Source organism: Stenotrophomonas sp. NPDC047960 (assembly GCF_043204395.1).
Classification (GTDB): Bacteria; Pseudomonadota; Gammaproteobacteria; order Xanthomonadales; family Xanthomonadaceae; genus Stenotrophomonas.
Genome location: NZ_JBIDBX010000007.1, coordinates 245,013 through 271,077 on the forward strand (window position 1 = coordinate 245,013; position 26,065 = coordinate 271,077).

The window sequence follows — 26,065 nt, forward strand, 5'->3', positions numbered from 1 at the left end:
TCGCATCACCTCAGCCGCCCAAGTTGCCATTGCCTGTGACCAGCCCCCCATTCAGCCCGTCTGACCTAGCCACGATGAAGGAGCGCGTGCCCGAAGTGGCCGAGTTGCTGCGCTTCATGGCCACCCCCTCGCGCCTGTTGCTGCTATGCCAGCTCGCGCAAGGTGAAATGACGGTGGGCGGACTTGAGGACGCAACTGGCATTCGACAGCCGGCGCTCTCCCAGCAACTGGCCGAACTCCGCCAACGAAAGCTTGTAGCGACCCGGCGGGAATCGCGGTCGATCATCTACCGCATGGCAGACCCGCGCGTTGCAGCACTGCTGGGCGCGATGCATGGGATTTTCTGTGCGGACGATGCATCAACTTGAAGTGGCCTAAGGCGTCCTAGAAGGGACGAGCTAGACTCACTGACCTAGGGGAATTTAGGCCATTGGCGTAGTCTGCCCCAAAACCAATTGACCGCAGCAGGCTCGAGGTCTGCTGCGGTCTAGGGATGTTTATCAGGGATGGGGTGGATGTCTGCTTATGGCCGATAGCGGGACATAGGACCCGTGGCGAATGTCCACCTGTTCTTTGGCGATTCGGTCAGAGCTCAATTCAGTCTGATCAACTGCCTACCAGCTTGTCGACCTCGCCTGCGAAATGATCTTGGGATCTGGGAAGCTACCCATTGAGAATGCACCGAGGCGACCGCAATGCCGGATTTCCCCTCAGGCGCTATGCCGGCCTACAATAGACCGTCAAATACCTAACGGATCGGCTAGCGATGACTCCACCCTGAGGCTTGATTGAAGAAGCGATCCAGACACTTAGGTCTGGAAGGGTGCCTGTTTCTTTAGTTTGGCGCGCACGGCTGTGCGCGGAGATCATTTCCTATGTCTGCAATTTATCCCCTGCGCCAGCAATGGCTCGGTAACATCCGTGGTGACCTGCTGTCGGGCATCGTCGTTGCGCTAGCCCTGATTCCTGAGGCAATCGCGTTTTCCATCATCGCCGGCGTCGACCCAAAGGTAGGTTTGTATGCCTCGTTCTGCATCGCCGTCATCACCGCCATCGCCGGTGGCCGCCCTGGCATGATCTCGGCTGCGACCGGCGCCATGGCGTTGGTGATGGTTACGCTGGTGCGCGAGCACGGCATCCAGTATCTGTTTGCCGCCACCATCCTGGCCGGCGTGCTGCAGATGCTGGCCGGCGCCCTGCGGTTGGGCTCGCTGATGCGCTTTGTGTCGCGCTCGGTGGTGACCGGATTTGTGAATGCACTGGCGATTCTCATTTTCATGGCGCAGCTTCCCGAGCTCATCGGCATGCCGTGGATGGTGTATGCGATCTGTGCTGTGGGTCTGGCAATCATCTACCTGCTGCCGCTGCTGACCAAAGCCGTTCCTTCGGCATTGGTGGCGATCGTGGTTCTTACGGCCGCTTCCATGTATTTCGGCTTCCAGGTACGCACCGTAGGCGACATGGGGGCGCTGCCTGACAGCCTGCCGTCGTTCCTGATTCCGGACGTGCCATTCACCTGGGAAACACTCCAGATCCTGCTGCCGGTTTCGGCGACTTTGGCGGTCGTTGGCTTGTTGGAATCGCTGATGACCGCGCAGATCGTCGAAGACATGACCGATACCCCGAGCCAGAAGAATCGCGAATGTGCGGGCCAAGGCTTGGCTAACACCGTAACGGGCTTCTTTGGGGGCATGGCAGGCTGTGCAATGATCGGCCAGTCGGTGATCAACATCACTTCCGGTGGCCGAGGCCGTCTCTCCTGCCTGGTGGCCGGCGTGGTTCTGCTCCTCCTCGTTGTTTATGGGTCAAACCTGGTAAGTCAGATTCCAATGGCCGCACTGGTCGCGGTGATGATCATGGTCAGCATCGGAACCTTCAGCTGGCGCTCGCTGCGCGAGCTGGCCGTTCATCCCAAGAGCTCTTCAATTGTGATGGTTGGGACGGTCATCGTGACCGTGGCTACCCACGACCTTGCCAAGGGCGTGTTGACAGGCGTGGTCCTGTCGGCCGTGTTCTTCACCCGCAAGGTCGGAAAGATGCTGAGCATCGACGACACCCAGGTCGACATCGACTCGCGCGTCTACGTTGTGAGGGGGCAGGTGTTCTTTGCGTCTGCCGGACAGTTCGTGAGCAGCTTCAACTATCTGGATGTCCCCAAGAACGTCAAAATCGATCTGAAGGACGCCCACTTCTGGGACCTGACCGCCGTTGATGCGCTCGACAGGGTAGTGATGAAGCTGCGCGAGCACGGCGCGACCGTTGAAGTGTTCGGTCTCAACGATGCAAGTGAGACCTTGGTTGATCGCCTGGGAAAGCACCGTACGCCAGGCGCCGCGCTGTCGTCGAGTCATTGAATGAGCGAAGCGGGCACCGAAAGGTGCCCGCCCTGTGCAGCAGATCCCCAACGTGGTACCGGGTGCCATGGACATTCCCACGGCCGCCAAGCTCAACGATCCGGCCGCGCAGCCACACCGGCCACGCATCCTTATCCTGTACGGGTCGCTGCGGCCGCAGTCGTTCAGTCGCAAGCTGGCGCTGGAGGCGCAGCGGCTGCTGGAGCAGTTTGGGGCGGAAACCCGCTTGTTCGATCCACATGATCTGCCGATGCTTGACTCGGTGCCAGCCAGCCACCCCAAGGTGCAGGAGCTGCGCCAGGCCTCGCTGTGGTCGGAAGGACATGTGTGGGTCAGCCCGGAACGCCACGGCACCCTTACGGCGGTATTCAAGAACCAGATCGACTGGCTGCCGCCCGAAGAGGGCAGCGTTCGCCCCACCCAGGGCCGTACGTTGGCCGTGATGCAGGTCTGCGGCGGTTCCCAGTCGTTCAACGTGGTCAACGCGCTGCGCGTGCTCGGCCGGTGGATGGGGATGGTGACAATTCCCAACCAGTCCTCGGTGGCCAAAGCCTGGTAGGAGTTCGATGACGACGGTCGAATGAAGCCTTCGGTGTACTACGATCGCGTGGTGGACGTGATGGAGGAACTGGTCAAGTTCACCCTGCTGGTGCGCGGGCGTAGTGACTACCTGGTGGACCGCTACAGCGAGCGCAAGGGGGCCGTCGAGGCAGCAGCGCTGGCCGCTGCCGCAGGCGTGGTGGAGACCGTTTTGAACCAGAAGGAAAGTGCGTGAGCGCTGTCATCTATCACAACCCAAAGTGCGGCACCTCGCGCAATGCCCTAGCGCTGATCCGCTTTGCCGGGATCGAGCCGGAAGTGATCGACTACCTGGCCAACCCACCCAGCCGTGCGCGCCTGGTCGATCTCATTGCGGCGGCGGGATTGAGCGTGCGCGATGCCATCCGGCAGAAGGGAACGCCGTATGACGAACTCGGGCTAGGCGACGCAGCACTGAGCGAGGAAGCGCTGCTTGATGCGATGCTGGCGCACCCGATACTCATCAATCGTCCTTTCGTACAGACCGATAGGGGTACTCGTCTGTGTCGGCCTTCGGAAGTGGTACTGGAGATCCTGCCGCCGCTGCCCGGGCCTTTCCGAAAGGAAGATGGAGAGTTGGTGACCGGGCACCCGGGAAGCTCGACGCCGTGATCCCAATGCCAGGCTTGGCTCGCCACCGCTGAGAACCACAGGAGGTCATGCCCCATGTCGGCGCTGAATCCCACGACAAGCGACAGCGCATGGCGCGTCTTCCTGGTGTTCCTGCGACTGGGGCTCACGTCGTTTGGAGGTCCAATCGCCCGCCTGAGCTACTTCCGTCTCGAGTTCGTCGAACGCCGCCGTTGGCTGACGGACTGTAGCTACTCCGATCTGGTGGCCCTGTGTCAGTTACTGCCAGGCCCGGCCAGCAGCCAGGTAGGCATGGCGCTGGGCTTGCGTCGCGCCGGCTGGCCTGGCCTGTTGGCCGCTTGGGCCGGCTTTACGCTGCAGTCGGCCGTGCTGATGATCCTCTTCGCTTCGGGCGTTGCCAAATACCAGGCCATCATTGAATCCGGCTGGCTGCATGGCCTGAAGATCGTGGCAGTTGCTGTGGTGGCCCAAGCAGTATGGGGAATGGCCCGATCCCTGTGCCCGGATCGTTTACGGGCAGCGATGGCGGTCTTTGCGGCTGTGTTGACCTTGTCCATGCCCTCGATCGCCGGCCAGATCGTGGTGATCATCGCCAGCGGACTGCTCGGTCGCTGGATACTGAATATCGAACCGGCGTCCGGCCAATCAGACCGCGGCTATTCCGTCTCGCGAAGAACCGGCGCGGTGACACTAGTGCTACTGGTCCTGCCGCTTGTTCTGCTGCCCTTGTGGGCGGTGGCTAGCGGCTCCCCCTTGGCCGCGCTGTTGGAGGGTGTGTACCGCGCTGGCGCCTTGGTCTTCGGCGGCGGCCATGTCGTGCTGCCGCTGCTGCAGACCGCGGTCGTCCAGAGCGGCACCGTGAGCACGGCGGACCTCCTCGACGGGTACGGCGCGGCGCAGGCGGTGCCGGGCCCTCTCTTCTCCTTTGCAGCGTACCTGGGGGCTATGGCCGAGGGGCCGCTGGGTGGCTGGGCAGGCGGCCTTGCGCTGTTGGTGGTCATTTTCCTGCCAGCCCTTCTTGTGCTCGTGGGGGTGCTGCCGTTCTGGGAGTCTCTGCGCCCCCGCAAGGATCTCCAAGCTTCGATTGCAGGCGTCAATGCCGGGGTGGTCGGCATCCTGTTGGCGGCGTTGTATGACCCGGTGTGGACGAGCGCGATCCATGACCGATGGGATGTCGCGATGGCGTTGGTTGCGTTTGGGCTACTTGTCGTTGTGCGTGCTCCGACTGCACTGGTCGTGTTGCTGGCTGCCGTGGCGGGTTGGACGATGGCGTGATGACGCCGCCAGGCCGGTCAGGAGCGGTTCGGCAGCGGAACCTGATGTCCGCTTCTGGCCGGAAGGGGGCATTTGCCAAAGCTTAGGCTTGGGGAGCAGATATCCAATTCTGGATCTACGGACTCTTATCGGGGGTAACGAAGGCCAGTTTCCGACCCAAAGGGGCATTTAAGCCAACATCTCGCCTAGCCGACGCATCCAACCATGAACTTCGCCATCGGGATCACGCTCTTCCAACATGGCTGCTGTCATGCAAGGGAACGCATGCTGAGCCAACTTTCTCTTGGCGTTGGAGTCTTTAAGCGGACTGCCTACGCCAGCGTGGGCGACAAAAGCTTCCCCGAAGACCTTTGGAACAGCTTTGCCCGCCATGGGGTGATCAGTGACTTCAATCTCAAATCCGAACGCGAGCGCAATGGCGTCCTTGTGCAAGTAGCTCTCAATCTCATGCTTGGTTGTGACGACAGCCCATGACCCGTCCCCACGGTCATTGACCTGCTGCGCGCTTAGGGCATATGCCGGGACATCGCCGTCGTAGATGTGCACCTCCTGCTTGCCTAGGCCCCGCAGGTAGTGGTGATTGACCCAGTGCTCCAGCGTTCCACCGCCTAGGACAACAAATGCAAGTCGCTCATCGGATGAAAGATCTGGCAGGTTGGAGTCGACCTCGTGGAGCGCTTTGGAAAGGGCTTTCAAGGCCAGTACATCGGTTGGACCTTCGACGCACACTAGTACCTGGACCCGGCTGTCAGGCGTTACGCCCAATGCTTCAGCCACCTTACCGAACACGTCGACCCCCGACTCAACCTGCGGCTTTTTCGTGTCAGAGTGGCGAGAGATGTAACGAATGCTCTGCTGGGGTAGCGCCGAGGCAAATCCGGGACTGTGAGTGGTCAATATGACCTGACAGCCGGGGTCTTCTGACAACACCTTGAAGGAGTCGATGAGAATCCGTTGGTTGCTGGGGTGCTGAGCCGTCTCTGGCTCCTCGATCGCGTAGATGATGCTGCGCTTGGTGCTGGTTTTGAGCCGTCGCTCCGCTTCGGCTTTGAAGAAGCTCACCAGCACAAGCCGCCTGACGCCGCTGCCTCGCTTGTTCAACGGTATGCCACCGTCGGTGCTCAAGCCGAGCGAAAACAGTCCCTGCCACTTGGCGGCGGTGGGAGGGCTGAACTCTGGTGTAAGTTCGCTGGCAAGGTTGGGATCGATCGTGGTCAAAGCACTGTGCGTGTTCTTCGCAATCTCTTCGGCCTTCTCGCGAACCTTTGTTTGGATTCGAGCAATGTCATCTTGGACCTCTGCAATGGCAGCAGCGACGGCTGCCTTCATCGGGCTTTGGACCTCGCTGTCCGAGTCCCGACTGCTCCGATCACTTTGGAAGAGAGCGAACATCGGCAAGTGAGGCTCAATCTGGTCCCAGATACGTTTGACGTCCTCCTTGGACTTGCCGACCGCGATTGCGACCTCTTGAAGCTTGAGGTCGCCAGCGGCCGCCCAAAGTGCGCGGCGCATGCCAGGGTTGCCCTTCAATGCAACCGCCAAGCCAAGATCTTTCACCCTCTTCTGGAGCTCCTTCTCCTTCAATTCCAGCAGGTTGTCGTAATTGGCCGCAGTGGGGTGAAACGCAAGCACCAGCACTTCTGCGGATGGCTTCTTGCTGGTGCAGTCGTAGGTTTTACGAATTTTCAGCCGGCCTTCCAAGGTCAAAAGATACTCATCGGCCAACGTGGTATCTGCCCCCGCGTCTAACGTCAGTGTTGGCGGAAGCTCCGAGAACTCACACGTGATCGAAACGGTCTTGTCTACGCTGTGAACATGAGCATCTCCCTGCTCCATGGCCACCACGTCTGCGTTGAAGAATATTTCCAGCGCTTCCAGAATCGCTGACTTGCCGATGTCATTCCGGCCGACAAAAGTAGTCAAGTCGTCCAGTTCGACCCGGATCTCATCCCCATAGCAACGAAAGTTGGTAATGCTGATTGCTTCCAAGCGCATATCTTCGCTCCCCCTGAGCGCCTTCCATGCAGCCAAGCCAGCCGCCACTAGATAGTGCCTCGAGGCTGCGGAAGCGGCAACCGAGGCAATCTGAGGGCCTGAGCAAGGGCGCTAGCCTTCGGCACCTAAGATGGCCCGCTACTCTTAACGCTTCATTCTCACGAATGCGTTCTTGGCTGGCCAAACAGGCGTACGCTCTCATCTGGTTCCGCAGTTCCCTGAACTGTCGAATCTGGGAACCCACCCTGAAACTACAGTTCGGCATAGTTCGTACTCATGCGATTCGCCATAGTTGGTGCCTACAGCACTGACTTTGCCAAAGCGTCCATAGATGCAGCGCCGTGCAGGAGGGGCAACAGACCCCCGTTTTGCACTACATTGGTGCAATGACCACCGCTCCACCGTCCCCGTCCCTTGAAGTCCTTGGCACCCCGGTCGCTTGGGCCGATGCCGAAGGCCGCGTCGCCGGCTGCAACCCGGCCTTTGCGCGCTGGCTGGGGGTGAGCGTGCGGCGCCTGCTGGGCCAGCCGCTGGCCTCGCTGGAGGTGCAGGGCGAGGCCTTGGCGCACTTCCTGGCGCGTGGCGAACGCGACACCCTGCGCCTGCACCGGCTGGCCCTGGCCCTGCCGGGCGAGGCCCCGCGCTTCGCCGAGGGCTGGCTGAGCCGGCATGAGGAAGACGGCTGGCTGCTGGAAGCGCACCCGGTGGATGAATTCCCCGGGCTGGACCCGACCCAGGCCCTGCCCAGCGCGTTGAGTGCCGCCCTCAAAGGCCTGGCCCACGAGCTGCGCAACCCGCTGGCCGGGCTCAAGGGCGCGGCCCAGCTGCTGGCCCGTCGCAGTGCCCAGCGCGACCCGGACGAGCGCGAGCTGATCGAGCTGATCGGCTCGGAAATCGAACGCCTGAACGGGCTGCTGGAGCAGCTGCTCTCCCCAGCCCCGGCTGCGCCACACGCCCCCCTCAACATCCACGCCTCGCTGGAGCGCGTGCTGCGCCTGGCCGAAAGCGAAGGCGGCTGGGCGGTGCGGCTGCAGCGCGATTACGACCCCAGCATTCCCGAATTCGACGGCGACGCCGACCGCCTCACCCAGGCGGTGTGGAACCTGGTGCGCAATGCAATCCAGGCCGGAGCCGGTACCGTCACCCTGCGCACCCGGGTGGAACATGGCGTGCGCATCGGCGACCAGCTGCAGCCGATGGCGCTGCGCCTGGAAATCGCCGATGACGGCCGCGGCGTGCCCGAGACGTTGGCCGAACATCTGTTCCTGCCGCTGGTCAGCGGCCGCGCCGAAGGCACCGGGCTGGGCCTGGCACTGGCCCAGCAGGTGGCGCGCGAACACCGCGGCACGCTGACCTACCGCTCGCGCCCCGGCCATACCGTATTCACCGTGCAGCTGCCGATCGGGCAGGGCACCCCCGCTGCCGAGGAGACCGCGCATGGCGGATGACAGCCAGACCACCGCCCAGCGTGTCTGGGTCGTGGATGACGACCGCGCCGTGCGTTTCGTGCTGTGCACCGCGCTTCGTGATGCCGGTTATGCGGTGGAAGGTTTCGATGGCGCGGCGGCGGCGCTGGAGATGCTGGCCAGCCAGCCCCCGCCGGACCTGCTGTTCACCGATGTGCGCATGCCCGGCGATGATGGGCTTGTGCTGCTGGACAAACTCAAGGCCGCGCACCCGCAGCTGCCGGTGATCGTGATGTCGGCCTATACCGATGTGGCCAGCACCGCCGGTGCATTCCGTGGCGGCGCGCAGGAGTTCCTGTCCAAGCCGTTCGATCTGGACGATGCCGTGGCGCTGGCCCAGCGCGTGCTGCCGGAGCCGGACACCACCCTCGTCGAGACCAGCCCCCCGCCGGTGGAGCCCGCGCCCGACCAGCGCCCGCAGCTGGTCGGCGACACGCCGGCCATGCGTGCGCTGTTCCGCGCCATCGGCCGCCTCGCGCAGGCGCCGCTGTCGGTGCTGATCAACGGCGAAACCGGCACCGGCAAGGAACTGGTGGCGCATGCGCTGCACCACGAATCGCCGCGCGTGCAGGGCCCGTTCGTGGCGCTCAACACCGCCGCCATTCCCTCCGAATTGTTGGAGAGCGAGCTGTTCGGCCATGAAGCCGGCGCTTTCACCGGGGCGCAGCGCCGCCACGTGGGCCGCTTCGAGCAGGCCAACGGCGGCACGCTGTTCCTGGATGAAATCGGCGACATGCCGCTGCCGTTGCAGACCCGGCTGCTACGCGTACTGGCCGAAGGCGAATTCTTCCGCGTTGGTGGCCGCGAGCTGATCCGGGTGGATGTGCGCGTGATCGCCGCTACCCACCAGAACCTGGAAACGCTGGTGGCGCACGGCCGCTTCCGCGCCGACCTGCTGCACCGGCTGGACGTGGTGCGCCTGCGCCTGCCCCCGCTGCGCGAACGCCGCGATGACGTCGCCCAGTTGGCCGACACCTTCCTGGCCGCGGCGGCCCGCAGGTTGGATACGCCACCCAAGCGGCTTACCGCCGCGGCGTTGCAGGCGCTGCGCGAGCACGACTGGCCGGGCAACGTGCGCGAACTGGAAAACGTGTGCTGGCGCATGGCGGCGCTGGCCGCATCGGACACCATCGGCGTGGCCGACGTGGACAGCGCGCTGCATCGCGGCGCCGGTCCGCGCGCCCGCGTGCAGGGCGACCCCAGCCAGTGGGAAGCCATGCTGTCGGCGTGGGCGCGGCAGCGCCTGGCCGAAGGCGCCGAAGGCCTGCATGCGCAGGTGCGCGACCGGGTGGACCAGGCACTGCTGGAAGCGGCCCTGCAGATCACCCACGGTCGCCGTGCCGAAGCCGCCGCGCGCCTGGGCATGGGGCGCAACACCCTGACCCGCAAGCTCGGCGCGGGACGCCGGCGCGGCGGATGAATCCCTGTTCATGGCATGTCAGCACCGCGTCGCGGTGCCTTTCATGGTTCGTGGACGACCATGACGTTAGTTTGCACAGAAGGAGTTCCAGATGCGTCGTTCCCACCTCGCCCTGCTGATCCCGTCACTGCTGGTGCTGGCCGCCTGCGGTACCGCGCCCGAGCAGCGCAGCGCGCCGGTGCCCGCCGTACCGGTGGCGAGCACCGCCAAGCTGGCCGAAGCCAACCTTGCGCCGGCGTCGGCAAGCATTGTCAGCGGTCGCCTGGCACTGGTGCCCGATGCGCGCGGCGTGCACATCACCGGCACCATCGGCGGACTGCAGCCGCTGCAGACCGCCGCGTTCCACGTCCATGAGCGCGGTGACTGCAGTGCCGTTGACGCCAGCAGTGCAGGGCCGCATTTCAATCCGGCCAACCAGCCGCATGGCCGCAACAGCGCGGGTGCGCATCACGCTGGCGACATGGACAACCTGCGCGCGGATGCGCAGGGCCGGGTTGCCGTCGATGTACGCCTGCCAGCGGTTACCCTCGGCGGCGGTGCAGCCACCGATATCGTGGGCCGCGCGCTGGTGGTGCATGCCAACGCCGACGATTACCGCAGTCAGCCGGCAGGCAATGCCGGCGCCCGCATCGCCTGCGGCGTCATCAAGGTCACGCGCTGAACGCGCCGCCCCCCGACGTCGCTCTTCCACTCGTTACCCGCAAGGAGATCCACATGCGTCTGATCCACACCTCATTGTTTGCCGCCATTGCCGCCATTGGCCTGACCGCCTGCAACAAGCCGGCCGACGCGCCGGCCGATGCCGCCACCGCCACCCCGCCGATCGCCGAAACCGCGCGCACCACCGAAGCGCCGCCGGCCATGACCAGCGAAGCCCACGCCAACCACACCGCCGTGGCCGACCTCGCGCCGACCCAGGGCAATGACGTCAAGGGCAACGTGACCTTCAGCGTCGTCGACGGCAAGGTCCACGTGAAGGGCCAGGTCAGCGGCCTGAAGCCGAACAGCGAACACGGCTTCCACATCCATGAGAAGGGCGACTGCAGCGCGCCGAACGGCGACAGCGCCGGCGGCCACTTCAACCCGAGCAAGGAAGACCACGGCAACGTGGCCACCAGCCCGCACCACGGCGGCGACATGCCGAACATCAAGGCGGACGCCCAGGGCAATGCGGTGGTCGATGCCGACGTGTCCACCAACGTCAACATCGGCGAGGGCAACGACAACGACATCATCGGCCGCGGCCTGATCGTGCATGCCGATCCGGATGACTACAAGACCCAGCCGACCGGCAATGCCGGCGCGCGCCTGGCCTGCGCGGTGATCAAAGCCGCACCGTAACTGGTTGCGCCGGCCGTTGACCGGCCCCGTGTAGTGAAAAACGCCGGCAATGCCGGCGTTTTTTTATCGCGTCAACAGTTCCCGCGCATCCTGCCCGGCTTCGCAATGCACGAACAGCACCGGCAGCCCGTGCGCTTCCAGCACGGCGGCCATCTGCCGCTGACGCATCAGGTACTGGTCGTAGATCCCCTGCAGGCGATCGCAGTTGCCGGTGTCGTGCTTGTAGTAACTGCACCAGCCCGCCGGATCGAACAGCGCCATACGCACTTCGCCATCGGCGTATCGAAGCAGCGGTTCCGGTGCGTCGTCCAACCACTGCTCCGCCTGCGGCGCCATCAACGCTGTTTCAATCAGCGGCCACAACGCGGCCAGGCCCTGGTTGTCGTACTGCATCGACATCATCGCGGCCAGGTCGTTCACGGTAAAATACCGCGCGTGCTCGATCTGCGCACCGAACGCGTTCTGCGCCTGCAGGGCGGTATCGGCCTGGGCCATGCCCTGGGCCAGCAGCACTTCTTCCAGTGCTTCGGCCACCGCCGCGGTCTGCGCCACGTCGGTGCCGGTCAGCAGGAACGGCACCACGCGCAGGCCGCCGCCGGTGAGGCTGGCATCGGCCTGGAACGGCAGTGGCACTTCGCCGTCGGCACCGGCGCCGAACGCCAGCAGGCGCGGGCCCTCGTTGCGGCCGGGCGCGCGCATCTGCAGTTCTTCCAGGCGGCGGTGGATCGGCCAGCCGGGGCGCAGCACCTCGGCGGGGTCGAAATGGGCGCCGGCGAACACGAAATCGAGTCCGCTCACGCCGGGCACCAGCTTGGCCAGGTCGCGGCCAACGCGGTCGGCGAGTTCGCCCGCCTGCGCGGAGGTCAGGGCCGCGTGGCGGGGGGCGTCTCCTCCGGCCAGTTCCAATGCCAGTACGCCAAGGGCATTCATGCCGGGGTCGGGTTTGCTCATGGGTTCACAGTTGGCCCATCACAGGGCGGCAGCTACACTTGGGTCCATTATGCCTGCTCCTTCGTGCAGGCCATGTTGCAGACACCCCTCCCATGCCAGGTATCTCCATGCCCAACGCTCGTCCCGTCGCCATTCTCGGTGGCGTCCGCATTCCGTTCTGCCGCCAGAACACCGCCTATTCGGACGTTGGCAACCTGGGCATGTCGGTACGTACGCTCGGCGCGCTGGTGGAACGCTTCGGTCTGCACGGGCAGCAGCTGGGGGAAGTGGCGATGGGTGCGGTGATCAAGCATTCCAGCGACTGGAACCTGGGCCGCGAAGCGACGCTGTCCTCGGGCCTGTCCCCGCTGACTCCGGGCATCACCATGCAGCGCGCCTGCGGCACTTCGCTGGACACCATCATCGCGGTAGCCAACAAGATCGCGCTGGGCCAGATCGAATCGGGCATCGGCGGCGGCTCGGACACCACCTCCGACGTGCCGATCGTGTACGGCAAGAAGCTGCGCGCGCGCCTGCTGGCCGCCAATCGCGCCAAGAGCACCGGTGACAAGATCAAGGCGATCGTGCGCGGCTTCAAGCTGGGCGAACTGAAGCCGGAATTCCCGGGCGTGGCCGAACCGCGCACCGGCAAGAGCATGGGCGACCACTGCGAAGACATGGCCAAGGAGTGGAACATCTCCCGCGACTCGCAGGACGAGTGGGCGGTGTCCTCGCACAAGAAGCTGGCCACGGCCTATGAGCGCGGCTTCTTCACCGATCTGATCGCGCCGTTCCGCGGCGTCGAGCGCGACAACATTCTGCGTGCGGATACCTCGCTGGAAAAGCTGGCCACCCTGAAGCCGGCCTTCGACAAGGTATCCGGCCGTGGCACGCTCACCGCAGCGAACTCCACCCCGCTCACCGATGGTGCCTCGGCGGTGCTGCTGGCCAGCGAGGAATGGGCGCGCGCGCATGGCCACGAGCCGCTGGCCTACCTGCGCGATTCGCAGGTGGCCGCGGTGGATTTCGTGCATGGCGAAGGCCTGCTGATGGCGCCGACCATCGCGGTGCCGGAAATGCTCAAGCGCAATGGCCTGACCCTGCAGGATTTCGACATCTACGAAATCCATGAAGCCTTCGCCGCCCAGGTGCTGTGCACCCTGCGCGCGTGGGAAAGCGAAGACTACTGCCGCAACCGCCTGGGCCTGGATGCGCCGCTGGGCAGGATCGACCCGGCCAGGATCAATCCGCTGGGCTCGTCGCTGGCCACCGGCCATCCGTTCGCGGCTACCGGTGCACGTGTGATCGCCACCGCGGCCAAGCAGCTGGCCGAACGCGGCGGTGGCCGCGCGCTGGTGTCGATCTGCACCGCCGGCGGCATGGGCGTGGTGGCGATCGTCGAACGCTGAGCCATCGGCATCGCGCAATGTAAAAGGCCGCCCGGTTGGGCGGCCTTTTGTTTTGGGGTCATGGCGCCTGATGGGCGGCTTCGGCGGGGCTGAACGTCGGGCGGGTGTTTGGGGACGACATTCTGTTGGCTTCGGAGACTTGCGCCCCGCTGGCGCGCGGTTGCCACGCATGGCGTGGCACTACGAATTGCTACGGGCCCATTGGGATGGCGTCAGCGAAGCGGGTTGCCGAATTCATCGCGGACCGGCGCCGGTTCGCTCATGAGTGACTGTTCTTCGACCGTGGCGCGTTCGGGCACGACGGCAGCCAACGGGGCTACCGGGCGCGCGAGCACCACGCTGTCTTCGCCGCGTTGCTGGCGCAGGGCGTTGGTGTAGCACTGCGCGGCCAGGGCGGGCTCGCCCCGTGCGGTGAAGACCTCGCCCAGCGCTTCCCAGGCCGGGGAGCCAGCGCCGGCGGCGATGGCGCGGTGCAGGTAGTCTTCGGCCTGGACGTGCTCGCCCTGGCGCGCGGCGATGCGGCCCAGCGCCAGCAGCAGCGCCGGGCTGGACGGTTGCTGGCCCAGCCAGCGCTGCAGGTTGGCCTGGCGGGTGGCGAGCTTCTCCACCGGCATCTGGCCGTAGAGCGTCACCAGTGATTCGTCCCAGCGCGTATCCAGCGCCTGTTCCAGGTTGAGCAGAGCCGGCTCATCCCAATCCAGCGCCACGGCGCGCAGCGCGTAAGCCGACGCCACATCGGGGTCGCTGCGCAGGGCCTTGGGCGTGGCTTCCCACTGCGCGGCGAGCGCATTCACATCGCCCGCTTCCAACAGCGACTGCGCGGCCAGGCGCACTTCCAGTTCGGCCACCGCGTCGTCCGGCAGCACCTTCTGCTTGCGCAGCGCGCCCAGCTGTCCGTAGGCCTCGTGCGCGCGACCGGCACGCGCCAGGGCTTCGGTACGCAACCACAGGCCACGCGGCGGCAGCGGCTGGATGCCCGGGGCATCCAGCGCGTTGATCGCATCCACCGGGCGCTCCTGCTGCAGCAGGCGCTCGGCCTGCATCAGCGCGTATGCGGTGGCGTCGGTGGTGGACAGGCGCTGCAGGTACGGGTCCACCGCGGCCTGGTCCCCGCGCGCTTCGGCACTGCGGATGGCGGTCACATAGGCAACCGCGCTCACTTCCTCATCCTCGGCAGCGGTGCCCAGCAGCTTTTCGGCACGCTGCCAGTGGCCGTATTCATACGCCTGCAGCCCTTCGATCAGGCGGGCACGGCCCTGCTTGCGGCGGTAGCGGCCCCAGGCACGGAACGGCGAGGCCACCAGGCTCCACAACAGCCACAGGACCAGCAGGCCCACCAGCACCATCAAGGCCACCTGCGGCACGGTCGAGCGGTAATCATTGCCGCCCACGCGGTAGATCACCTCGCCGTACTGGCGCAGGGATTCGGTGCCCAGCCATTGCGCGGCCACCACGCCCAGCACCACGGCCAGCAACAGCACCACTACGGATTGAATCGGCTTCATGTATCAACTCCCATCGCGCATGGCGCGCAGTTGCTGCAGGGTGCTGCCCAGTTCGGGCAGCGGCGGGCGTAGCACTTGGGTGCGCAACTGCTGCAGTTCACCACGCCGCTCGCGCAGGCCGGGTGAATCCGGCCACAGCCGCGGCATCCACAGTGCCACCCGATCCAGCGCCTGTTCAAAACCAGCTTGGTCGCCGCGTTCAACCGCCGCACGGGCCAGGGTCAGCTCCAGCTGCAGCGAATCCCAGGCGGCAGTGCGCTCGGCGCGGGTGAGCGGGCCCTGTACGGCCGTGGGCGTGATGGTCACGAACGGGGCCAGCACCTGATGCCACCACGGCGGCGCGGCGGCGCCGGCCGCCGGTGCGATCTGTTCGGGCAACGCCAGCAGCGATTGCGAGAAGCTGCCAAGGCGTTGCTGGATGCCGGCGCGTACGCCAGGGCCGAGGGCATCGACCGCGTTGCGTTCCTGCATCAGCGCTTGGCGCAGGTTGAGGTATTCGGTGCCCTGGACGTCTTCCAGCGCCGTGGCCGCCAGCGCATACAGGCGCTTGGCGCCCTCCACGTCATCGGCGAATGCCAGCCGCTGGCCGGCCTGGCTTAGCAGCAGTTCGGCCTCTTCCAGCTGCAGCGCCTGGGCGTTGTGGCGGGTGCTGTCAGCCAGCCGCGCCAGGTTCTCTTCCAGCAACGCATTGCGCTGGCTCAGGCCCAGCATTTCATCGCGCAGCACCCGATTGGTGGCGGCCGCATCCTGCACCCGTTGCGAAGTGGAGCGTTGGTCGCGGCGCAGCGCCTCAACGCTGCCGGCCAAGCCCTGCACCAGCACGGCGGCATCGGCCTCGCGCTGCGCGACGCGCGCCTGCTGCGCCTGCCACTGGGTCCAGCCCCAACCTGCGCCACCGGCCACCAGCGCGAATGCGGCAAGCGGCACGATCCAGCGCAGCGGACGGTGGGGCGGGGGCGGAACCATGTCGTTCATGCAGGCATCCTTGTCGATCGCGCCGGTGCATTCACGAGCTGGCGATCGATGAAGCGCACAGCATCGCTCGCCGCCCGCAGGGCCTGCAAGGCCGCACGCGACCCCTGTTCAGGAAGTTGCGGCGGTGGTGATGGCCGCGTGTGCGGCCTGCGCCAGTTGCGCTGGCATCGGGCCGGCAGCCAGGGTCACCCGTGCAATTCCCGCCTGCTGCGCCAGCACGGCCAGCCGTTCGCTGGCCACGACCGCATGGACCTGCCGCAGCCGTGCAAGCAGGTCGGCTGGCAGCTGGTCGATAAGCAGCGACAGCGCTTCAGCGCTGCTCAGGGCCAGCACCCACGGTCCCGCGCGGTGGCGCAGCCGCTGCAGTTGCCGGGGCGGCAGGCGCAGCGCGACACGCTGGTACACATCCACCCGCTGCAGCACCGCGCCCCGGGCCCCCAGCGCATCGGCAATGACCCCGCGCCCACCTGGTGCGGTGACCAACGCCGCGCGCAGCCCCTGCAGCTGGGCCAGCACCGGCAGATCGAGCAGGCCTTCGCTGTCCATCCGCGTGGGCGCCACCACGTCGGCAGCGCCATGCCCGCGCAGCGCGGCGGCGGTACCGCCGCCCACGGCCAGCCAGATGCCGGCGTGCGGGGCATCCAGCGGCTGCAGCCGGGCGGCCGCATGCACGGCCGCCGGGCTGCTGAATACCACGCGGTCGGCCTCCAGCGCCTGGGCCAGGGCCGCGCGGGTGGCCGCATCGTGGCGGGCCACCAGCGCCCACGGCGACAAGCCGATCACCTGCGCGCCCAGCGCTGCGGCCGCGCGGCGCAGCGGTGCGTGCTGGCCGCGCGGGCGCAGCGACAGCAGGGTCCAATCCGGCACATGTGCGTGGCTGTTCATTGCGGGCATTATGCGAGGCCTTCGTTGCAACGTCGCCGTACCGATGTCTGAACATGATTCCCTCCCCGCCCACCTGGCCGCGCTGCAGCAGGTGCTTGAGCGCATGCCGCCGGTGGCGGCGATGCAGATCCGCGTGGATGCGTATGCCGATGGCGTGCTGAGCCTGCGCGCGCCGCTGGCCGCCAACGTCAATGACAAGGGCAATGCCTTCGGCGGCAGCCTGTCTTCGGCGCTGACCCTGTCCGGTTGGGCGCTGGTCACCCTGCGCCTGCGGTTGGCCGGCTTCGATGCCGATGTCTATGTGGCCGACAGCCATGTGCGCTACCTGGCGCCGGTCTACGACGACCTGCAGGCCCAGGCCCACGCGGGCGACGACGCCGACTGGGATACCTTCCTGGCCACCTTCGCCCAGCGCGGCAAGGCCCGCATCGAGGTGGTGGCCCGCCAGCCCGGCGAGGCCGGCAAACCGGCCGCTGAACTGACCGGACGTTTCGTTGCCTTCGCAAGGCGGTAGGATGGGCGCCTTGCCGATTGGGGAATTCGCATGCGTCGCACCATCCAGATCCTGCTGCTGGCCTTGCTGGCCCTGACCTCCGTGTCGGCATTCGCCGGTGAGCAGAAGACAACCAAGAAGCAGCGCAAGCAGCTGGAAGAAACCCAGGTCAAGTACGACTCGACCATGCGTTGGGGCACCGTGGACGACATGCTGCCCTACCTGGACCCGGCGTACGCCAAGGAACACCCGCTGACCGACCTGGAAATCCGCCGGTTCGAGCAGGTGAAGATCTCCAGCTACCGCGCCGGCGACAACGTGCCGCTGCCCGACGGTCGGGTTGGCCGCAATGCCGAGGTGAGGGTGATCAACGTCAACACCCAGTCCGAGCGGACGGTGCGGGTCAAGGAAATCTGGCGCTGGGACGCCGAAGGCAAGCGCTGGCTGCAGGCCAGTGGGCTGCCCGACCTCTGGCAGGAATCCTGAGCTGCCGCAGGGCTGGACGCCGGTTCGCCCGCATGTGCGACAATCGGCGCCCGCTAATCGACCCGTGATCTAAGTGAATTACGAAGAGTTGCTGGCCTTTGCCGGCCGAAACCCGATGTTGTCGATGGCCTTCGTGGGCCTGACTGTCGCCATCCTCGTCACTGAGGTACGCCGCCTGCTGCGCGGCTACAAATCGATCAAGCCGGCCGAGCTGACCCAGCTGATCAATGCCGGCGGCGCGGTCGTGGTGGATCTGTCGGCGGGTACCGATTTCGAGAAGGGCCATATCGCCGGCAGCCGCAACGTGCAGCCCGCCCAGTTCGGGCCGGAGCACAAGCTGGTGGCCAACGCCAAGCAGCGCCCTGTGGTGCTGGTGTGCCGTACCGGCACCGCCTCTGAAACCGCCGCCAAGGCGTTGAAGAAGGCCGGTTTCGAGCAGGTGCACGTGCTCGACGGCGGCCTGCCCGCCTGGCAGCAGGCCGAGCTGCCGCTGGTCAAGGGCCGCAACTGATTTTGCCCGGATTGCGCGGCATGCCTTGTGCGCGCCGCCACACGCCCCCATCGCAGGGCATGTAACAATCCGTTTTTACTGCATTCATTCTGGAGCAACAGGAAATGTCCGAAGCGAACACCAACGGCGCCATCGCGCCGGCCGAAGCCGCCACCGGCCCCGCGTTCACCGTCGAAAAGATCTACGTCAAGGACGTTTCCTTCGAATCGCCCAACGCCCCGGCCGTGTTCAACGAAGCCGTGCAGCCGGAGCTGCAGCTCAACCTGAACCAGCGTGTGCAGCGCCTGGGTGAGAGCGCCTTCGAAGTGGTCCTGGCCGTGACCCTGACCTGCAAGGCCGGCGACAAGACCGCCTATGTGGCCGAAGTGCAGCAGGCTGGCGTGTTTGGCCTGGTCGGGCTGGACCCGCAGTCCATCGACGTGCTGCTGGGCACCCAGTGCCCGAACATCCTGTTCCCGTACGTGCGCTCGCTGGTGAGCGAGCTGATCCAGGCCGGCGGCTTCCCGCCGTTCTTCCTGCAGCCGATCAACTTCGAAGGCCTGTACGCCGAAACCCTGCGCCAGCGCCAGGAACAGGGCGAAACCTCGCTCGCCGATTCCGAGCCGGCCGGCAACGCCTGATCGGCGCTGCAGCAATGAGCAACAACGCAGACAAGGTCGCCGTTCTCGGCGCCGGCTCCTGGGGCACGGCCCTGGCCAGCCTGCTTGCACGGCACGGTCGCCAGACCGTGCTGTGGGGCCGCGACGCAGCGATGGTGGACGCCATCGACCAGCGCCACGAGAACACCCGTTACCTGCCGGGCATTCCGCTGCCGGAATCGCTGCGCGCCACCACCGACCTCGCTGCGGCCGTCAAGGACGCCACGTGGATCCTGGTGGTGGTGCCGTCGCACGCGTTCGGTGAAACCGTGCGTGCGCTGGCGCCGCTGCGTCCGGCGGCTGCCGGCGTGGCCTGGGCGACCAAGGGGTTCGAACCGGGCTCCGGGCGCTTCCTGCACGAAGTGGCGCGCGAGGTCCTCGGACCGGAGGTGCCGCTGGCCGTGGTGACCGGCCCATCGTTCGCCAAGGAAGTCACGCTGGGCCTGCCCACCGCGATTACCGTGCACGGCGACGATGCCGAGTTCGCCCAGCAGGTCGCTGAAGCCATGCACGGCCCGGCGTTCCGCGCCTATACCGGCGATGACATGGTCGGTGCCGAACTCGGCGGTGCCATGAAGAACGTGCTGGCCGTAGCCACCGGCGTGGCCGATGGCATGCAGTTGGGCCTCAACGCCCGGGCCGGCCTGATCACCCGCGGCCTCAACGAGATGCTGCGCCTGGCCGCTGCCATCGGCGCCAAACCGGAAACCCTGATGGGCCTGGCCGGGCTGGGCGATCTGGTGCTGACCTGCACTGGCGATCTGTCGCGTAACCGCCGGCTTGGCCTGGCGCTGGGACGTGGCCAGAGCCTGCAGGACGCGATCCGCGAAATCGGCCAGGTAGTCGAATCGGTGCAGACGGCCGACGAGGTCATGCGCCAGGCGCGTCGCCACGGCATCGACCTGCCGATCTCCGACCGGGTCCGCGCCGTGTTGCACGGCGAGCAGACCCCGGAAGAGGGCCTGCGCGCGCTGCTGGCCCGCGAACAGAAACCGGAATACCCGGACACGCTGTTCAAATGATGATGAAAACCCCGGCACTGCCGGGGTTTTTTTTGCCCTCCAGAACGCACAAACCCAGCATGCGCTGGGTTTGTGCGTGGCACCCCGACGAGGTGGGGCCAGATAAGTGAAGCCCGGCCTACTAAGCCGGGCTTCATGGCGTGAGGGAGAGAGAGATCACGCCATCCAACAACGTACCGTGCAGCGATCGCCTTACCAGGTGAAGCGCGGGCCGACGAACCATTCGCGGTCGCCACCCTTGGCCAGCTTCACTTCGCCGCTCAGGCCCCAGTTCGGGGTGAACTTGGCCTGGGCGCCGACGCGGCCGTAGAACTCGCCGTCCGGGTTGATGCCGTGCTTCTTGCTGAAGTCTTCGTAGCCGGCCAGCGCGTAGCCCTCGATCATCGGGGTGAACGCGGTGCGCACGCCCACTTCGGTGGAATAGCCGTTGAAGTCAAGGCCGCGCTTCGGATCGAACTTCTGGTACGCGACGCGGGCCACCAGGTCGGTGGTCGGCGCGATGCCGTAGTTGTAGCCGACGCCGGCGCGCCACTGGTCAACATCGGCATTGCCGCGGTTGAGTTCCTGCGAGGTGTAATCGCCAAAGATGTGGAAGTTCGGTGCGACGGCCACCGAGCCCTTCACGGCCCAGCCGTCGGCATAGCCGCCCTGGGCATCGGTGTTCACATAGCCGCCTTCAGCGTAGTTGTACGACAGGCCATCGGCAGCCGAAGCAGCGAACGGCAGAGCCGCGATCAGGCCCAAGGCAAGCAGAGAGGTCTTCATCATCGGGAACACACCTATTCATTATTTGGTTTTGCCGACCGTCCCCCTTGGGGAGGGGAGAGAGAAGGACGGTCGACAGGTGTGAATTATCCGTTAGGCGCTCTAATCAACCCTGAATATTGAACTGACCGGTACATGAATGAAGCGCGCGTTCAGGGAACTACGGTAGGGGCCAGGCCAACGCATGGGCGCTGAACCTTCCAGGTACAAAAGCAAATGAAGAATGTTACCTGCAGGCTCTAATCACGCTGCACATTTGTACCCTGTAGGGTATATTTGGCATATCGAAATAGACCCTGGAGGTGAGAAGTGGCGTCCAGACAAGGCTCGCAGATGCGCCGGTTGGCCAGGGCGAAACTAGACGAAATCGGTAACACGCTCCGCGCGCTGTTACCCAGACTTCCACACGCACCCCGTGGCGGCTGGATTGCCGGGACGCGCGAGGCATTGGGCATGTCCAGATCCGACTTGGCCCGCCGTCTGGGAGTGTCACCGGGCTCCGTGACGAAGCTGGAGATGAGCGAACGTGTCGGGTCCATCCGGATCGATACGCTGCGCCGCGCGGCAAGCGCCATGGACTGCGAACTGGTCGTACTGGTGGTGCCCCGTCAGCCGCTCCAATCCATGGTTGACCAGCGCCGCCTCCAGCTCTACGGCGCTGACATGGATCGGGCTGCTACGCATATGAACCTGGAAGACCAGTCAATCTCTGAAACGATGCGACGGCACCTGCTGCAGCAGGCTGAAGCCGCCATTCCTGACAGCACCTTGTGGCGGGAGTCACCAATTGGCTGATCTGCCGCTGTTTCAGGAGCCACTTGACGCCGGCCAGACCCCTCTCGACCCTGATGAGGCGCGTGGATTGAAACTCGGTTGGGTGGCGACGCGCGCGGATCTCAACGACGCCGAAGGTGAGAACATTCTTCAGGGAATGCGCTGGGCGAACACTCAAGTCAGGAAGCGGGATGTCGTCGTGCATGGCGAAGCGTTTCTGCGCCAGCTGCACGAACGCATGTTCAATCAAGTGTGGGAATGGGCTGGACGGTTTCGCCAGACGGAGCGAAACATCGGCGTTGCGCCGTACCAGGTTGCCATGCAGCTTCGACAACTGTTCGACAATGTCAGTGCATGGCAGGAATTCCAGACCTATTCCCTGGATGAGCAGGCAGTGCGGCTCCACCACCAGCTGACCTTCATCCATCCATTCCCAAATGGCAACGGTCGTTGTTCACGGGTAATGGCTGACATGTTTCTCCTGCGGAATGGTGGAAAGCCGTTCACCTGGGGCCCTCCACCCCACGGTGCACAGGTTCGCCAGGATTATTTGAATGCGATACGCCGCGCGGATGCCGGAGATGTCTCTCCACTGCTGGCGTTTGTGAGGAGCTGAAGCTTCACCTGACAGAGGTGGCCCTCAATACTCACGATGGCATCCAGGCGAATGCGCCTGCCCTCGTCCAGCAGCATGTGCTCCCCGCGGGGCACCGTCGGGCGTGCGCGTCGCGCCAAGGCGCTGCTCGATCCACTGCTTGAAATCGCGCACCACGCCCTCGCGCCCGGCATCGTTGAGCAGGTCATGTGCATGGTCCTTGTACAGCAGCAGCGTCTTGTCGGTAGAGCCGGCGTTGTCGTTGAACACCTGGCTGCCGGCCGGCACGGTGACCTTGTCGGCGGTGCCATGCGCGATCAGCACCGGCAGACACAGCGTGGGGAAGCCGCGGCGCAGCCGGTCGATACCCACCAGCATCTGCGCCACGGTCAGCGCGGTCTGCTTTTCGTTGGCGATGAGCGGATCGGCATTCAACGCGGCCACCACCTCGGGCAACCGTGAGAATTCCTTGTTGGGCAGCTTGAGCACGCGCAGCTTCGGGAACGGGCCGCTGAGCCAGCGCACCAGCGCCAGCACCGGCGCCGGTGCTGGCACCTGGAAGGCGTAGCTTTCGCAGATCAGCCCGGCCAGTTCGCCCTGGTGGGCCAGTGTGTACGCCGACGCGATCACGCCGCCGGCGCTGTGCCCGAGCAGGAACACCGGCAGGCCGGGCTCGCGCGCACGCGCCACGTTCAACAGCGACTGCACATCGGCCAGGTAGTCGTCGAAGTGCTCCACGTGGAAGCGCTCGCCGCTGGATTTGCCGCGCCCGCGCAGGTCCACCGCATACACCGCAAGACCCATCGCGGTGAACTGCGCGGCGGCCCACTGGTAGTGACCGCTGTGCGAGTTGAAGCCGGGCACGATCGCCAGCACTGCACGCGCCGGTCCACTGGGGCGCCAGCTGCGGATGAACAGCTCGCGCTCGCCACCACTGATCAACTCTTCGCTGCGCGATGGACCCGTGCCACGCCCGTCGGCGGGCACGGCATGCAGGGCGGCGGCAGGGGGTACGCTGTTCATGGGCAGGTCCTCGAAGACAGGGGGAGGGACGAACGTACGTGCGCTCAGCTCTGCAGGAAGGCGAGCAGGTCCTGGTTGAGCTGTTCCTTGGCGGTGTCGCCGAGGCTGTGGCCACCGCCGGGATAGATCTTCAGCTGCGCGCCTTTGATCAGCGTCGCCGAGCGCAGCGCTGCGGCCTTGATCGGTACGATCTGGTCGTCATCGCCATGGATGATCAGGGTGGGAACATCGAACTTCGCCAGGTCGGCGGTGAAGTCGGTTTCCGAGAACGCCTTGATGCAGTCGTAGGCGTTCTTGTGGCCTGACTGCATGCCCTGCGTCCACCACGAACGGATCATGCCTTCGGAGACCTTCGCGCCCGGGCGGTTGAAACCGAAGAACGGACCCGTCGCCACATCCAGGAAGAACTGCGCGCGGTCGGCGAGGTAGGCGCTGCGGAAACCATCGAACACCTCGATGGGCAGGCCGTCGGGATTGTCGGCGGTCTTGAGCATGATCGGCGGCACCGCGCCCATCAGCACCGCCTTGGCCACGCGGCCGGTGCCATGCCGGCCGATGTAGCGCGCCACTTCGCCGCCGCCGGTGGAATGGCCGACCAGTGTCACGTCGGTTACGCCAAGGTGTTCAAACAGCTGGGCGAGATCGTCGGCGTAGGTATCCATGTCGTTGCCGTTCCATGGCTGGCTGGAACGCCCGTGCCCGCGCCGGTCGTGGGCGATGCAGCGGTAGCCGTGGCCGGCCAGGAAGAACATCTGCGCTTCCCAGGCATGGGCATTGAGCGGCCAGCCATGGCTGAAGGACACCACGGGGCCGCTGCCCCAGTCCTTGTAGTAGAGGGAGGCACCGTCGGAGGTGGTGAAGTAGCTCATGGCAGCCTCGGCAGAAGGGACGTGCGCAGCCTCCCACGCACGCGAGGGACGGGGCATCGGTCGTTCGGGCGCGCGGGTGCTCCCCCATCCGGGGGCTGCGGCGCCGTCGCCCCCACATGGGGGATTTACGGATACCCCTGCCGGCGGCGGCCACCGGCCCGCGCCGGCGCTACCCTTGCCGGCAGCACGACGTCCTCGCCGTGCATCGGGAGAACGCCATGCTCGATCACCTGGCGGTGCTGGACGAGATCCTGGAGCGCCACGCAGATGTGCTGGGCCGGGACTATCATCCTTACCGCAACCACACCTACCGCGTGGCCAATTTCCACTGGTGCATGCTGCCGGGCACGGTGCACGATCTGTACGTCCTGTCGGTGGCCGTGGCATTCCATGACCTGGGCATCTGGACCGCAGGAACGTTCGATTACCTGGCGCCTTCCGAAGCGCTGGCCCGGCAGTACCTGCTCGAACAGGACCGGCCGGAACTGGTGCCGGTGGTGGTGGCGATGATCAGCGAGCACCACCGGATCTCGCACGTACCGCCGGACCAGGACCGCCGCATCGAGGCGTTCCGCCGCGCCGACTGGATCGATGTGTCGCTGGGGCTGCTGCGCTTCGAACTGCATCCGGATGACTTCACCCGGGTGGTGCAGCGGTTCCCGCGCCTGGGCTTTCACCTGCGCCTGGTGCAGTTCTCGCTGCGGCATGGACTGCGCCATCCGCTGCGTCCGCTGCCGATGATGAAGCGCTAGTCGTCCAGTCGCACCAGTCCGCGACGCAGGGCGATATGGATCGCCTCGGTGCGCGTGCGGGCGCCGATCTTCTCGAAAATGCGTGCGAGGTGCGATTTCACCGTTTCCGACGAAATGCCCAGGTCATTGGCAATGCGTTTGTTCTCCCATCCCTGCGCGAGGGCGGCAAGGATGGACTGCTCGCGTGCAGTAAGGGGTTCCTCGCCGATGTGCTGGGCAATCTCTTCGGAGATCTCCGCCGACAGGCAGCGCTTGCCCTGCGCGACCCGATGCAGCGCATCGACCAGCTCACGGCGCAGCGAGCTTTTGAGCAGATAACCGCTGGCACCGGCCGCGAGCGCGTCGCGTGCGTTGGCATCGCCCCGGTAGGTGGTCAGGATGACCACGCATGCCTGGGGAAACTCCGCGCGCAGGCGTCGAGTCAGCTCGATGCCGTTCACACCGGGCATCTGCAGGTCGACCAGCGCGATGTCCGGCAGCAGCCGTCGGTACTGCCCGATGCCATCCAGTGCGTCGGCAGCCTCGCCGACCAGCTCAAGGCCGGGTTCCACCTCCAGCATGGATGCGATGCCCTGGCGGATCAGGGGATGGTCATCGATGGTCAGGATGCGCAGTGTCATGGCCAGGGTCCCGGTAAGGAATGCACCGTGCATCGTGGCGACGCACAACGCAAGCGGCCCCGCCGGCCGAGGCAGCAGTGCTTGCGGCCGAAAACCTAACACTGTTAGATTCGCTCCCTAACAACGTTAGGTAGAAGCCCTCAGTGCGTCAGCCCATCGCCCGGGACAACATCGTCGGCGCCGCCTTCAAGATCCTCGACGAGGCTGGCATGGAGGGCGTGACCCTGCGCAAGGTGGCCTGCACGCTGGGCATCCGCGCGCCGTCGCTGTACTGGCACTTCAAGAGCAAGCAGGCGCTGGTCGATGCCATGGCCGACGCCATGATCGTGGACGTGGCCCGCGACATCCCCGACGGCCAGCCCTGGCGGCAGACCCTGCTGCAGATCGCCCGTGAGTTCCGGGTTGCGTTCAAGGCCCGCCGCGACGGCGCGCGGGTCTACGCCGGCACCTTCCTGGCCACCGAGAACGTGCTGCGGGTGGGCGAGGCCAGCATCGCCGCGCTGGTCGGCGCCGGGGCGCCGGTGCGGTTCGCCGCGACCGCCTCGATGGACCTGGTGTACTACGCGATGGGCTTTGTGATCGAAGAACAGTCCTGGCCCGGCGACGGCAGCATGGAGGCGCTGGGTGAGGCGTTCATGGCGCTGGCCGAAGCGCGTTTCCCCCATTGCTGGGATGCCCGCGAGGTGTGGAGCGAGGTCGATTTCGACACGCGCTTCGAACAGGGCCTCGGCCTGATGCTGGACGGCATCGAACTCCGCCTGGCCCGCGTGCCCTGATTTCCCTTTCCCCTGT

Annotated in this window: 27 protein-coding genes and 1 pseudogene; 19 read left to right on the top strand and 9 right to left on the bottom strand. The window is 65.7% G+C overall.

Translation table 11 applies throughout. The features are described from left to right. Positions 1–74 precede the first annotated feature (74 nt). The 5 genes and pseudogenes from ACGFZ3_RS16260 to chrA all read left to right on the top strand — a co-directional run bounded on the left by ACGFZ3_RS16260 (position 75) and on the right by chrA (position 4,799). Positions 75–368, top strand: a complete 294-nt coding sequence (locus ACGFZ3_RS16260; protein ID WP_049441866.1) for a metalloregulator ArsR/SmtB family transcription factor — start codon at positions 75–77, stop codon at positions 366–368. 507 nt (positions 369–875) lie between these two features. Further along, entirely contained in the window at positions 876–2,354 is a 1,479-nt protein-coding gene (locus ACGFZ3_RS16265; protein ID WP_049441724.1) for a SulP family inorganic anion transporter, read from the top strand. Between the two features lie 67 nt (positions 2,355–2,421). Continuing rightward, positions 2,422–3,129: pseudogene (arsH, locus tag ACGFZ3_RS16270) on the top strand (arsenical resistance protein ArsH). Further along, positions 3,126–3,545: an arsenate reductase (glutaredoxin) gene (gene arsC, locus ACGFZ3_RS16275; protein ID WP_049441725.1), complete on the top strand. Its 420-nt coding sequence runs from the start codon at positions 3,126–3,128 to the stop codon at positions 3,543–3,545. The pseudogene arsH and the gene arsC overlap by 4 nt, the downstream one beginning before the upstream one ends. 54 nt (positions 3,546–3,599) lie before the next feature. Beyond that, a complete protein-coding gene (chrA, locus tag ACGFZ3_RS16280) occupies positions 3,600–4,799 on the top strand; it encodes a chromate efflux transporter (protein WP_392923399.1) in 1,200 nt (399 codons plus the stop codon). Between the two features lie 168 nt (positions 4,800–4,967). Here the strand turns inward: chrA and ACGFZ3_RS16285 are convergent, their stop codons facing one another. Continuing rightward, positions 4,968–6,794 carry an ATP-binding protein gene (locus ACGFZ3_RS16285; RefSeq protein WP_111105525.1) on the bottom strand — a complete coding sequence of 609 codons (1,827 nt, stop codon included), beginning with the start codon at positions 6,792–6,794 and terminating at the stop codon, positions 4,968–4,970. Positions 6,795–7,180: 386 nt separating this feature from the next. Here ACGFZ3_RS16285 and ACGFZ3_RS16290 point away from each other — a divergent pair, with 386 nt between their 5' ends. The 4 genes from ACGFZ3_RS16290 (at position 7,181) to ACGFZ3_RS16305 (ending at position 11,021) form a co-directional block, all read left to right on the top strand. Next, complete coding sequence (locus ACGFZ3_RS16290; RefSeq protein WP_392923403.1) at positions 7,181–8,242, top strand: nitrogen regulation protein NR(II); 1,062 nt, start codon at positions 7,181–7,183, stop codon at positions 8,240–8,242. Beyond that, positions 8,232–9,680 carry a nitrogen regulation protein NR(I) gene (gene ntrC, locus ACGFZ3_RS16295; RefSeq protein ID WP_392923406.1) on the top strand — a complete coding sequence of 483 codons (1,449 nt, stop codon included), beginning with the start codon at positions 8,232–8,234 and terminating at the stop codon, positions 9,678–9,680. The genes ACGFZ3_RS16290 and ntrC overlap by 11 nt, the downstream gene beginning before the upstream one ends. Positions 9,681–9,771: 91 nt before the next feature. After that, entirely contained in the window at positions 9,772–10,341 is a 570-nt protein-coding gene (locus ACGFZ3_RS16300; RefSeq protein WP_392923409.1) for a superoxide dismutase family protein, read from the top strand. 53 nt (positions 10,342–10,394) lie between these two features. After that, the gene (locus tag ACGFZ3_RS16305) at positions 10,395–11,021 is read left to right on the top strand and encodes a superoxide dismutase family protein (protein ID WP_392923412.1); all 627 of its coding nucleotides are present in this window, start codon (positions 10,395–10,397) and stop codon (positions 11,019–11,021) included. Between the two features lie 63 nt (positions 11,022–11,084). Here the strand turns inward: ACGFZ3_RS16305 and ACGFZ3_RS16310 are convergent, their stop codons facing one another. Next, on the bottom strand, positions 11,085–11,972 hold the full coding sequence (locus tag ACGFZ3_RS16310; RefSeq protein ID WP_392923415.1) for a hypothetical protein: 888 nt from the start codon (positions 11,970–11,972) through the stop codon (positions 11,085–11,087). 92 nt (positions 11,973–12,064) lie between these two features. Between ACGFZ3_RS16310 and ACGFZ3_RS16315 the strand changes: the two genes are divergently transcribed. Then, complete coding sequence (locus ACGFZ3_RS16315; RefSeq protein WP_392923418.1) at positions 12,065–13,360, top strand: acetyl-CoA C-acetyltransferase; 1,296 nt, start codon at positions 12,065–12,067, stop codon at positions 13,358–13,360. Between the two features lie 212 nt (positions 13,361–13,572). Here ACGFZ3_RS16315 and ACGFZ3_RS16320 read toward each other — a convergent pair whose 3' ends face one another. The 3 genes from ACGFZ3_RS16320 to ACGFZ3_RS16330 form a co-directional block, all read right to left on the bottom strand. Beyond that, positions 13,573–14,865: a heme biosynthesis protein HemY gene (locus ACGFZ3_RS16320; RefSeq protein WP_392923421.1), complete on the bottom strand. Its 1,293-nt coding sequence runs from the start codon at positions 14,863–14,865 to the stop codon at positions 13,573–13,575. A gap of 3 nt (positions 14,866–14,868) precedes the next feature. Beyond that, on the bottom strand, positions 14,869–15,840 hold the full coding sequence (locus ACGFZ3_RS16325) for a uroporphyrinogen-III C-methyltransferase (RefSeq protein WP_392923423.1): 972 nt from the start codon (positions 15,838–15,840) through the stop codon (positions 14,869–14,871). A gap of 108 nt (positions 15,841–15,948) precedes the next feature. Continuing rightward, complete coding sequence (locus ACGFZ3_RS16330; protein ID WP_392923426.1) at positions 15,949–16,725, bottom strand: uroporphyrinogen-III synthase; 777 nt, start codon at positions 16,723–16,725, stop codon at positions 15,949–15,951. Between the two features lie 43 nt (positions 16,726–16,768). On the opposite strand from ACGFZ3_RS16330, the gene ACGFZ3_RS16335 reads away from it, so the two are divergent. From ACGFZ3_RS16335 to ACGFZ3_RS16355, 5 genes are all read left to right on the top strand, one after another. Continuing rightward, positions 16,769–17,239 carry a YiiD C-terminal domain-containing protein gene (locus ACGFZ3_RS16335; protein WP_392923428.1) on the top strand — a complete coding sequence of 157 codons (471 nt, stop codon included), beginning with the start codon at positions 16,769–16,771 and terminating at the stop codon, positions 17,237–17,239. Positions 17,240–17,269: 30 nt separating this feature from the next. After that, positions 17,270–17,704: a hypothetical protein gene (locus ACGFZ3_RS16340; protein ID WP_392923431.1), complete on the top strand. Its 435-nt coding sequence runs from the start codon at positions 17,270–17,272 to the stop codon at positions 17,702–17,704. A gap of 73 nt (positions 17,705–17,777) precedes the next feature. Further along, a complete protein-coding gene (locus tag ACGFZ3_RS16345) occupies positions 17,778–18,215 on the top strand; it encodes a rhodanese-like domain-containing protein (RefSeq protein WP_184126254.1) in 438 nt (145 codons plus the stop codon). Positions 18,216–18,319: 104 nt separating this feature from the next. Continuing rightward, positions 18,320–18,835 carry a protein-export chaperone SecB gene (gene secB / locus ACGFZ3_RS16350; protein WP_392923435.1) on the top strand — a complete coding sequence of 172 codons (516 nt, stop codon included), beginning with the start codon at positions 18,320–18,322 and terminating at the stop codon, positions 18,833–18,835. A gap of 14 nt (positions 18,836–18,849) precedes the next feature. Continuing rightward, positions 18,850–19,875 carry an NAD(P)H-dependent glycerol-3-phosphate dehydrogenase gene (locus ACGFZ3_RS16355; protein WP_392923438.1) on the top strand — a complete coding sequence of 342 codons (1,026 nt, stop codon included), beginning with the start codon at positions 18,850–18,852 and terminating at the stop codon, positions 19,873–19,875. Positions 19,876–20,067: 192 nt separating this feature from the next. On the opposite strand, the gene ACGFZ3_RS16360 is transcribed toward ACGFZ3_RS16355, so the two are convergent. Beyond that, positions 20,068–20,640 (bottom strand): Ax21 family protein, encoded by a 573-nt coding sequence (locus ACGFZ3_RS16360; RefSeq protein ID WP_392923607.1) that lies wholly within the window; start codon positions 20,638–20,640, stop codon positions 20,068–20,070. 333 nt (positions 20,641–20,973) lie between these two features. Here ACGFZ3_RS16360 and ACGFZ3_RS16365 point away from each other — a divergent pair, with 333 nt between their 5' ends. Together ACGFZ3_RS16365 and ACGFZ3_RS16370 are read left to right on the top strand one after the other, a co-directional pair. Beyond that, complete coding sequence (locus tag ACGFZ3_RS16365) at positions 20,974–21,435, top strand: helix-turn-helix domain-containing protein (RefSeq protein WP_392923610.1); 462 nt, start codon at positions 20,974–20,976, stop codon at positions 21,433–21,435. After that, the gene (locus tag ACGFZ3_RS16370) at positions 21,428–22,030 is read left to right on the top strand and encodes a mobile mystery protein B (RefSeq protein ID WP_392923440.1); all 603 of its coding nucleotides are present in this window, start codon (positions 21,428–21,430) and stop codon (positions 22,028–22,030) included. The genes ACGFZ3_RS16365 and ACGFZ3_RS16370 overlap by 8 nt, the downstream gene beginning before the upstream one ends. 24 nt (positions 22,031–22,054) lie before the next feature. Here ACGFZ3_RS16370 and ACGFZ3_RS16375 read toward each other — a convergent pair whose 3' ends face one another. Together ACGFZ3_RS16375 and ACGFZ3_RS16380 are read right to left on the bottom strand one after the other, a co-directional pair. Further along, complete coding sequence (locus tag ACGFZ3_RS16375; RefSeq protein ID WP_392923443.1) at positions 22,055–23,032, bottom strand: alpha/beta hydrolase; 978 nt, start codon at positions 23,030–23,032, stop codon at positions 22,055–22,057. Positions 23,033–23,076: 44 nt separating this feature from the next. Then, positions 23,077–23,958 (bottom strand): alpha/beta fold hydrolase, encoded by an 882-nt coding sequence (locus ACGFZ3_RS16380; protein ID WP_392923446.1) that lies wholly within the window; start codon positions 23,956–23,958, stop codon positions 23,077–23,079. A gap of 161 nt (positions 23,959–24,119) precedes the next feature. On the opposite strand from ACGFZ3_RS16380, the gene ACGFZ3_RS16385 reads away from it, so the two are divergent. Then, positions 24,120–24,653 (top strand): hypothetical protein, encoded by a 534-nt coding sequence (locus ACGFZ3_RS16385; RefSeq protein WP_392923449.1) that lies wholly within the window; start codon positions 24,120–24,122, stop codon positions 24,651–24,653. On the opposite strand, the gene ACGFZ3_RS16390 is transcribed toward ACGFZ3_RS16385, so the two are convergent. After that, positions 24,650–25,273, bottom strand: a complete 624-nt coding sequence (locus tag ACGFZ3_RS16390; protein WP_392923452.1) for a response regulator — start codon at positions 25,271–25,273, stop codon at positions 24,650–24,652. The two genes, ACGFZ3_RS16385 and ACGFZ3_RS16390, sit on opposite strands and share 4 nt — an antisense overlap. Before the next feature lie 143 nt (positions 25,274–25,416). Between ACGFZ3_RS16390 and ACGFZ3_RS16395 the strand changes: the two genes are divergently transcribed. Next, complete coding sequence (locus ACGFZ3_RS16395; RefSeq protein ID WP_392923455.1) at positions 25,417–26,049, top strand: TetR/AcrR family transcriptional regulator C-terminal domain-containing protein; 633 nt, start codon at positions 25,417–25,419, stop codon at positions 26,047–26,049. Positions 26,050–26,065 lie beyond the last annotated feature (16 nt).